The following is an 8516-nucleotide window of genomic DNA, read 5'->3' as shown; positions in this document are numbered from 1 at the left end:
GGCCAGCCCGGTCAGCAGCGCATAAACAATCGCCGCGTGAAACAAAATGACAAAGCCGATCCCGACGACATGCCGCCGGGGATCGCGTTGTCGCTGCGAAAAATTCATCGGACGCGAACTCCTGTGCAGATAAAGGGCCTGAGCGGCTTAGGCAAGCAGCGTGCCTGCACAAGTACATGGCACAAAACGACCCGTTAGGTACCAGTTTAGTACCAGTAATACCACCCGTCAATGCGGGCCAAACCCGAGGATAAACCCGGAAAATTGCTTTCCTGACAACAGGTTACGTTTTCAGGTTGCTGGCTTGCATGGCGCTCCGAACAGGCTTCGATGCTGGCCTGGCGTCACGATCCAGCGCGAAAAATACCACCGTCAGGCCAGAAGAATTCACGGGGTTTTCGATTGTTTCCCCGAACAAAGCACCGTGTTGGGTCGCGACGCCCGATTCAGGCGGCCCGCAGTTCGCGGCGCATCGCATCGATGACGGCCTGGTAGTCCGGGTGGCCGAAGATCGCGCTGCCGGCGACGAAGGTGTCGGCACCGGCGTCGGCGACGCGGCGGATGTTGTCGATCTTGATGCCGCCGTCGACCTCCAGCCGGATGTCACGCCCGCTCGCGTCGATCAGGCGGCGCGCCTGCTCGATCTTCTTCAGCGCCATCGGGATGAAGCTCTGGCCACCGAAGCCGGGGTTCACGCTCATGATCAGCACCTGGTCGATCTTGTCGATCACGTACTCGAGCACCGACAGCGGCATCGCCGGGTTGAACACCAGCCCGGCCTTGCAGCCCTCGGCCTGGATCAGCTGGATCGTGCGGTCGACATGCGTGCTGGCGTCGGGGTGGAAGGTGACGGTGGTCGCGCCGGCCTTGCAGAACGCGAGCGCGAGCGGGTCGACCGGCTGCACCATCAGGTGCACGTCGAGCGGCACCGGGCTGCCGTCGGGCCGCACCGCATGCTTGCGGACGGCCTCGCAGATCATCGGACCGAAGGTCAGGTTGGGCACGTAATGGTTGTCCATCACGTCGAAGTGGATCCAGTCGGCGCCGGCGGCGATGACGTTGCGCACCTCGTCGCCGAGGCGGGCCAGGTCGGCCGACAGGATGCTGGGGGCGATGCGGTAGGTGGTCATGGCGGACGGCCGGCGAAAGGGCAGGATTTTAGACGGCTCCAGCCGCGCCTCCCTGAGCACAGCGCAGCGAGCGACCGAGCAAGCAACTCCCGCGGAACCGGCTTTGCCGGGCCGCCGGGACGCGCCCCCTGGCGAGGGGCTGGGCCTCTGGCCGAGCGCGGCCTGCAAGGCAGGAGCACAGCGACTGGGGAGCCATAATCCTTCATGGCCCATCCTGAATTCACCTGCTCGGTCGCCGTGCGTCACCTGCCCGAGCAATCGAACCCCGCCACCGGCCACTACGCCTTCGCCTACACGATCACGGTCCGCAACAGCGGCGACGTCGCGGCGCAACTGATCGCACGGCACTGGGTCATCACCGACGGCCAGGGGCGCGTCGAACAGGTGCGCGGCCTGGGCGTCGTCGGCCAGCAACCGCTGCTGCAGCCGGGCGACAGCCACGAGTACACCAGCTGGACGCGGCTGGCCACGCCGCAGGGCAGCATGCGCGGCACCTTCTTCTGCATGACCGAAGACGCGACGCCGTTCGACGCGCCGGTGCCGGAGTTCGGCCTGTCGCTCGCGTCGACACTGCACTGACGGCCGCACGATGTTCGGGCGGAAGAAGGCGTCGATCAAGACGCAAGGCAAGGCCCGGCCGGGCCCGTGGGACTTGAGCGCGCTGCTGAACGCGGCCGATGCGTCGGCCGGCCTGCCCGAACGCCACCTGTGGTTGATCCGCCTGCTCGAATGGCTGCGCCATGCGACGCTGCCGGCCGACGGCGCGCTCTCCAGCGGGCCGACCGCCACGCCGATGCCGCTGCTGCGCCTGCGCCACCTGCTGAACGTGCTGGAGCGCCACCCCGAACACCAGGCCGAGGTGGCGGCGCTGCTGGCGCGCTTCTGGCGCGAAGTCGACGTGGCAGCGCTGCTGGCCGACTTCGGCTTCTCGCCGCGCCGCGACCTGTCCGGCGAACTCGGCCAGCGCCTGCGCCTGCGGCTGCTGCCCGGCACGCCGGCCACCACCGACCTGGCCGAGTTGTTCGGCCTGCTGTTCCCGCAGTCGAGCGACGCGCTGTGGATGGACGCGCTCGACGACCCGACGCTCGAGCGCCTGACCGCGCTGCTCGCGCCGGCCGCCGCCACGAGTGCCGGCGGGCCGAACTGGCGCGCGCCGTTCCTCGACGCGATCACCTTCCTCGCGAGCGCGATCCGCGCGACCGGCTTCTCGCCCACGGTGCGCCAGCGCATGAGCCCCGAGCTGCTGGTGTCGCAGCCGTTCCGCCAGCTGGCGCTGGTGGCCGAGCGGATCCGCACGCACGCCGAGGGCGGCGACCTGCCGGCGCTGCTGCGCGAGGCGCAGTACCTGCGCGCGCTGCTCGACACCTGCCGGCGCTGCGCCGACAGCGTTCACCTGCACCTGGAGGCGCACGGCGTCTCGGTCGACGTGGTGTTCGCCGTCGAGCAGCTGCGCGAACGCACGCAGCGCATCGAAGACCTGCTGATCTGCGTGCTGAGCCCCGAGCCCGGGCGCGACATCACCCGGCTGATCGCCGCGCTGGTGCGCACCGCCGACGAGCGGCGCAGCATCCGCGCGCTGTTCGCGCGGCACTACTCGCTGCTCGCGCGCAAGGTGGCCGAGCGCAGCGCCGAGACCGGCGAACACTACATCACCCGCGACCGCAGCGAGTACCGCCAGATGCTGCGCGCCGCGGCCGGCGGCGGCGCGGTGCTGGCCGGCACCACCTTCATGAAGTTCTTCGTGCTGGCGCTCGGGCTGTCGACCTTCTGGGCCGGCTTCTTCGCGGGCGTCAACTACGCCGGCAGCTTCGTGCTGATCCACCTGATGCACTGGACGGTGGCGACCAAGCAGCCGGCGATGACCGCACCGGCGATGGCGGCCAAGCTCGGCGACGTGTCGAACGATGCCGCGGTCGAGGGCTTCGTCGACGAGGTCGCGCACCTGATCCGTTCGCAGGCGGCCGGCATCCTGGGCAACCTGGCGCTGGTGACGCCGCTGGTGCTGACCGCGCAGTTCGCGTGGACGGCCGCGTTCGGCGCGCCGCTGATCGGCGCGAAGGACGCGCAGCACGTGCTGGACACGCTGTCGCTGCTCGGGCCGACGCCGTTCTACGCGGCCTTCACCGGCGTGCTGCTGTTCGCGAGTTCCATCATCGCCGGCTGGGTCGAGAACTGGTTCGTCTGGCACCGGCTCGACAGTGCGATCGCATGGAACCCGCGCATCGTCGCGCGGCTCGGTGCGGCGCGTGCGCAGCGCTGGTCGCTCTACTGGCGCAACAACATCTCGGGGCTGACGGCCAACATCTCGCTCGGGCTGATGCTCGGCCTGGTGCCGGCGGTCGCCAGCTTCTTCGCGCTGCCGATCGAGGTGCGGCACGTGACGCTGTCGACCGGGCAGCTGGCGGCGGCGGTCGGTGCGCTCGGCCCGGACATCCTGCACCAGGCACCGTTCTGGTGGTGCCTGGCCGGCATCGCGGTGACCGGCGGGCTGAACCTCGCGGCCAGTTTCTTCCTGGCGTTCAAGGTGGCGCTGCGCTCGCGCGGCATCCGCCTCACCGACCGCAGCCGCATCTACAGCGCGATCCGGCGGCGGCTGTGGCAGCGGCCGGGATCGTTCATCGTGCCGCCGAAGGGGTGAAGCGGCTCAGTGCGGCGTCACGACGAGGATGGCGTTCTCGTCGGTCACCACCAGTCGCCGCGGCAGGCCGGGCAGCACGGCCAGGCCCTGCGGCTCGTTCAAGCGTCCATCGGCGCCCGTCACGACGGCGCGCGAGGCGACACGACCCGCTACCGTGCTGACGACGCCGTCCGGCGCCAGCCGGCGCAGCACGCTGTTGGCCTCGTCCGAGATGAACAAGTTGCCGTCAGCATCGAAGGCCAGCGCGTTCGGCCGGAAGAGGCGCGACGCGGCTGCGGCGCCATCCACCCGCCCCGCCTCGCCGGCCTTGCCGGCCACCGTTGTCACGACACCGGCCGGCGTGATCCTGCGGACCGTGTGATTGCCTTGCTCGGCAACGAACACATTGCCCGGACCATCCACGGCCAGCGCGACCGGGAAGTAAAAGCGCGCCGCATCGCCCGTGCCGTCGTCGCGCCCCGGGTGGTCGGCCAGCCCGGCCAGGGTGGTCGTCGCGCCCGCCGGCGAGATGCGCCGGATCGCGTGGCTGCCCGCATCGGCCACGTAGACGAAGCCGGCTGCGTCGACCGCCACGCTGCGCGGCACGTAAAAGCGCGCCGTGCCGCCGGGCCCGTCGACGCTGCCGCGCTGGCCGGGCGCCCCGGCCAGCGTCGACACCGCACCAGCCGGCGTGACCTTGCGGATCACCGCATCCTGCTCGTCGGCGACGTAGAGATTGCCGGCTGCATCGATGGCGAGCGACACCGGCATCGCGAAACTCGCGTCGCTGCCCTGTCCGTTGATCGTGCGCGAGTCGTTCGGCTTGCCGGCGAACGTCGTCACCACGCCGGCGGGCGTGATCTTGCGGATGCAGTGGTTGCCATAGTCCGCGACGAAGAGGTTGCCATCGCGGTCGGAGACCACGCCGCGCGGCAGACGCAGGCGCGCCGCCGCGCCGGTGCCGTCGGCATGCCCTCGCCTCGGCGGCGAGCCGAGCACGGTACTCGCACTGCCGTCGACCGCCACGCGACGCAGCACCGCGTTGTCGGAATCGGCCACCAGCGTGTCGCCGTTGCGCAGCGTCAGCAGCGCCCGCGGGTAGGCGAAGCGCGCCTGATCGGCCGGGCCGTCGGCCCAGTCCCAGATGCCCAGGCCGCCGCTCAACCAGCCGATGCTGCCATCCGCGGCCACCCGGTCGATGATGCTGAAGCCTCCCTGGCTGACGAGCAGCGAGCCTGCGGCATCGAAGGCGAGGCCGCCCAGGTCGCCATTCGACGAGTTCGGGGAATCCGAGGGCAGCGGTCCGTGCCCGACCGTCGACACCACCCCGCCCGACAGCTTGCGGATCGAGAACCAGTCGCTGATGTAGAGCGCACCGGCGGCATCCGTCGTCAGCGCGCGCGGCGCACCGTTGAAGCGCGCGTCAGGCGCCGGGCCGTCGGTCGCGCCCATCTCGCCGGGAAGGCCCGCGATGGTGCTGACGATCCCTTGCGGGGACAGCTGGCGGATCGCATGGCGATCGCCGATGAGCAGGTTGCCGGCGGTGTCGAACACCAGCGAGTAGGGTTCGAGGAAGCGGGCCTCGGCCGCCTTGCCGTCGACGGCCCGCGCGTCCCCGGGCGAACCGGCCACGGTGCTCACGGTCCCGTCGGCCGCGATGCGGCGCAGGGTCTTGCTGTCCGGATCGGCCCCATAGATGGTGCCGGAGGCATCGACCGCCAGTCCCATCACCGCATTGAAGCGCGCGCTGGCGGCAGGACCATCGCGCTCGCCGATCTCGGAGACGCGCGACCCGGCGACCGTGCTCACCACCCCGTTCGGCGACCAGGCGCGTATTGCGCCGCAGTCCACGAAGTAGACCGTGCCATCGGCGCCCTGGGCCATCGCGCCGGGAAAGCAAAGCCGCGCATCGCGGGTCGCTCCGTCGACGGCACCGCGGCCGCCCAGCCCGCCGGCCAGCAGGCTGATGCCGGCCGTGACCTCGGTCGGCGGGTTCGGCGGTGTCGCCGTACCCGCATCGCCGCCCCCGCCCGCCCCTCCGCTGCCGCCGCAGGCGGCCAGGGCCCACGCCATGAAGCCGCCCGCAATGGCGCGGCGAGCACGAATGACTTGCATGCTTCCTCCTCCGTTCGTTCCTGCCGCGTCCACCGGCACCACGCCGGCTGGATCGCGTCCTCTTGCTGCGGGAGATCGCGCACGGTGTGAACCCGTGATCCTCGCGTCCCCGTCATTCGTCGTCGTGGCGCCGCTCGCCCTTCTTGCGCCCCGCGAACATCGTCCACCACACGATCAGCAGCAGCACCGCGAGCGCGCCCAGCGCTTCGACGAGAATCAGACCCATGACGATGTTCCCTGGCCGCGGCCGCTGGTGGATGGCGGCGGCGATTCTAGGCGCGCTGGTCGGCTGCGCGAGCCTGCAATACCCCCCCGTGGCACCGGTGCCGCCCGAGCCGGCCGCGAATGCGCCGGCCGCCACACCGGTCCCTTCCTCTGCTTCATCGCCCGGCGACAAGCCGGTGCTGACGCGCGCGCGCAGCCGCTGGGTCGGCGCCGCGTGGACCGACCTGCCCGGCTGGGAGTTCGACAGCACCGCCGAGCTGTGGCCCGCGCTGCTGCGCAGCTGCGAGAAGCCCGGCCCCGACTGGACGAAGTTGTGCGCCGACGCGCAGAAGCTGACGACCATCACCGACGGCAGCGTGCGGGTGTTCCTGCAGAACCGCGTGCAGCCGTGGCGCGTCGAGACGCTCGACGGCGCGACCGACGGCCTGATGACCGGCTACTACGAGCCGCTGGTCGAAGCGAGCCGCGTGCCGCGCGGCGCGTTCCGCATCCCGCTGTACGCACCGCCGGCCGACCTGGCCACGCGCAAGCCCTACTGGACGCGCCAGCAGCTCGACACCGTGCGTGCCGCGCAGGCCGCGCTGCGCGGCCGCGAGATCGCCTACATCGCCGACCCGCTCGATGCGCTGGTGCTGCAGATCCAGGGCTCGGGCCGGCTGCAGCTCACCGAGGCCGACGGCACGCGCAAGCTGCTGCGCGTCGCGTTCGCAGCGCACAACGACCAGCCATACAAGTCGGTCGGCCGCTGGCTGATCGACCAGGGCGAGATGACGCTGGAGCAGGCCTCGTGGCCGTCGATCAAGGCCTGGGCGCGCAAGAATCCGAAGCGCCTGAACGAGATGCTGTGGGCCAACCCGCGGGTGATCTTCTTCCGCGAAGAGCCGCTGCCCGACCCGCAGCTTGGGCCCAAGGGCGGCCAGGGCGTGCCGCTGACGCCGGGCCGGTCCATCGCGGTCGACACGCAGAGCATTCCGTACGGCACGCCGGTGTGGGTCGATGCGACCGAGCCGCTGAGCGCCACGCCGCTGCGCCGCGCGGTGATGGCGCAGGACACCGGCACCGCGATCACCGGCGCGGTGCGGGCCGACTACTTCTGGGGCTGGGGCGAAACGGCCGAGCAGCAGGCGGGGCGCATGAAGCAGCCGCTGCGGCTGTGGGTGCTGTGGCCGCGGTCGTGAGCTGACGGAACCACAAGCACACGGCCGGGCAGCGCATATCCATCCGCGAAATGCTGCGTTGGCAACACGGAACAGGGCACCTACTGTGCAGATCCCGCCACCGTGCCCGTCTTCCACCACCGCATGTCCGCTGATCACCTGATCACCCTGCCCGAGTCCGCCGGCCTGGCCCTCTCGATCCGGGCCAAGGCCTTGTTGTTCCACGACCCCCGCTCGCTCGCCGTGCTGGAGCAGGTCGAGCGCGTGGCCGGCAGCGATGCCACCGTGCTGGTGGTCGGCGAGACCGGCACCGGCAAGGAGCTGATTGCCCGCCACCTCCATCAGCGCAGCGGGCGCACCGGCCCGTTCATCGCGGTGAACTGCGGCGCCTTCAGCGAATCGCTGATCGATGCCGAGCTGTTCGGCCACGAGTCCGGCGCGTTCACCGGCGCCCACCAGGCGCGCGCCGGCTGGTTCGAGGCGGCCAACGGCGGCACGCTGTTCCTCGACGAGATCGGCGACCTGCCGCTCGCGCTGCAGGTGAAGCTGCTGCGCGTGCTGCAGGAGCGCCAGGTGGTGCGGCTCGGCTCGCGGCGCGCGATCCCGCTCGACGTGCGGCTGGTGGCGGCGACCAATGTCGAGCTGCACCGCGCGGTCGAGGCGCAGCACTTTCGCGCCGACCTGTACTTTCGCCTGAGCGTCGCGACGATCGAGCTGCCGCCGCTGCGCGACCGCCCGGGCGACATCCTGCCGCTCGCGCGCCACTTCATCGGGGTGTTCGGCGGCAAGCTGTCGCTGCACGGCACCCAGCTGTCGCCCGAGGCGCGCAGTGCGCTGCTGGCCTACGCCTGGCCGGGCAACATCCGCGAGCTGGAGAACGTCATCCACTACGCGCTGATCGTCTGCCGCGACGGCATCGTGCGCGCGGGCGACTGCCGCTTCTCGCCGCTCGGTTTCCTGGGTGCGGTCGCTTCGCCCGCCGCACCGACCGCGCCGCAGCCCGCGGGGCAGTCGCCCACGCCAGATCCGCTGGTCGCGCTGGAGCGCGCCGTCGATGTGCTGATGGACAGCCGGCACCCGCAGCTGCTGTCGGCCATCGAGGCGCTGGTGGTGCGGCGCGGATTCGCACGCTGCCACGACAACCAGGTGCAGAGCGCGCGACTGCTCGGCGTCACGCGAAACACGCTGCGCACGCTGCTGAAGCGGCATGGGTTGCTGGCGCTGTCTACGCGTGGGGAGGTGGATGAGGAGCTGGATGTCGAGACGGCCTGA

At 70.9% G+C, this 8516-nt stretch carries 6 protein-coding genes; 4 read left to right on the top strand and 2 right to left on the bottom strand.

From position 1 onward, the window contains the following. Positions 1-446 precede the first annotated feature (446 nt). Positions 447-1130, bottom strand: coding sequence for a ribulose-phosphate 3-epimerase (rpe, locus tag FHT26_RS29215; RefSeq protein WP_168563591.1), 684 nt, complete (start codon positions 1128-1130; stop codon positions 447-449). A 204-nt stretch (positions 1131-1334) separates the two neighbouring features. Here rpe and apaG point away from each other — a divergent pair, with 204 nt between their 5' ends. Continuing rightward, on the top strand, positions 1335-1709 hold the full coding sequence (gene apaG, locus FHT26_RS29210; protein ID WP_168563590.1) for a Co2+/Mg2+ efflux protein ApaG: 375 nt from the start codon (positions 1335-1337) through the stop codon (positions 1707-1709). Between the two features lie 10 nt (positions 1710-1719). Then, on the top strand, positions 1720-3768 hold the full coding sequence (locus FHT26_RS29205) for a site-specific recombinase (RefSeq protein ID WP_168563589.1): 2049 nt from the start codon (positions 1720-1722) through the stop codon (positions 3766-3768). A gap of 6 nt (positions 3769-3774) precedes the next feature. Here FHT26_RS29205 and FHT26_RS29200 read toward each other — a convergent pair whose 3' ends face one another. Further along, the gene (locus tag FHT26_RS29200; protein WP_168563588.1) at positions 3775-5862 is read right to left on the bottom strand and encodes an NHL repeat-containing protein; all 2088 of its coding nucleotides are present in this window, start codon (positions 5860-5862) and stop codon (positions 3775-3777) included. Between the two features lie 224 nt (positions 5863-6086). Between FHT26_RS29200 and mltA the strand changes: the two genes are divergently transcribed. Both mltA and FHT26_RS29190 read left to right on the top strand, forming a co-directional pair. Then, positions 6087-7265 (top strand): murein transglycosylase A, encoded by a 1179-nt coding sequence (gene mltA / locus FHT26_RS29195; RefSeq protein WP_168563587.1) that lies wholly within the window; start codon positions 6087-6089, stop codon positions 7263-7265. Positions 7266-7388: 123 nt separating this feature from the next. Next, positions 7389-8516 carry a sigma-54 interaction domain-containing protein gene (locus FHT26_RS29190; RefSeq protein ID WP_168563586.1) on the top strand — a complete coding sequence of 376 codons (1128 nt, stop codon included), beginning with the start codon at positions 7389-7391 and terminating at the stop codon, positions 8514-8516.

The organism is Rhizobacter sp. SG703 (assembly GCF_012275445.1).
GTDB lineage: Bacteria > Pseudomonadota > Gammaproteobacteria > Burkholderiales > Burkholderiaceae_C > Rhizobacter.
The sequence above is the reverse complement of the archived record's forward strand: the minus strand, read 5'-3'. Positions and strand labels throughout refer to the sequence as shown.

What these genes read in the sequence shown, in the direction of transcription:
- rpe (WP_168563591.1), bottom strand. Translation starts at nt 1,130, where the DNA reads ATGACCACCTACCGCATCGCCCCCAGCATCCTGTCGGCCGACCTGGCC.
- apaG (WP_168563590.1), top strand. Translation starts at nt 1,335, where the DNA reads ATGGCCCATCCTGAATTCACCTGCTCGGTCGCCGTGCGTCACCTGCCC.
- FHT26_RS29205 (WP_168563589.1), top strand. Translation starts at nt 1,720, where the DNA reads ATGTTCGGGCGGAAGAAGGCGTCGATCAAGACGCAAGGCAAGGCCCGG.
- FHT26_RS29200 (WP_168563588.1), bottom strand. Translation starts at nt 5,862, where the DNA reads ATGCAAGTCATTCGTGCTCGCCGCGCCATTGCGGGCGGCTTCATGGCG.
- mltA (WP_168563587.1), top strand. Translation starts at nt 6,087, where the DNA reads ATGACGATGTTCCCTGGCCGCGGCCGCTGGTGGATGGCGGCGGCGATT.
- FHT26_RS29190 (WP_168563586.1), top strand. Translation starts at nt 7,389, where the DNA reads ATGTCCGCTGATCACCTGATCACCCTGCCCGAGTCCGCCGGCCTGGCC.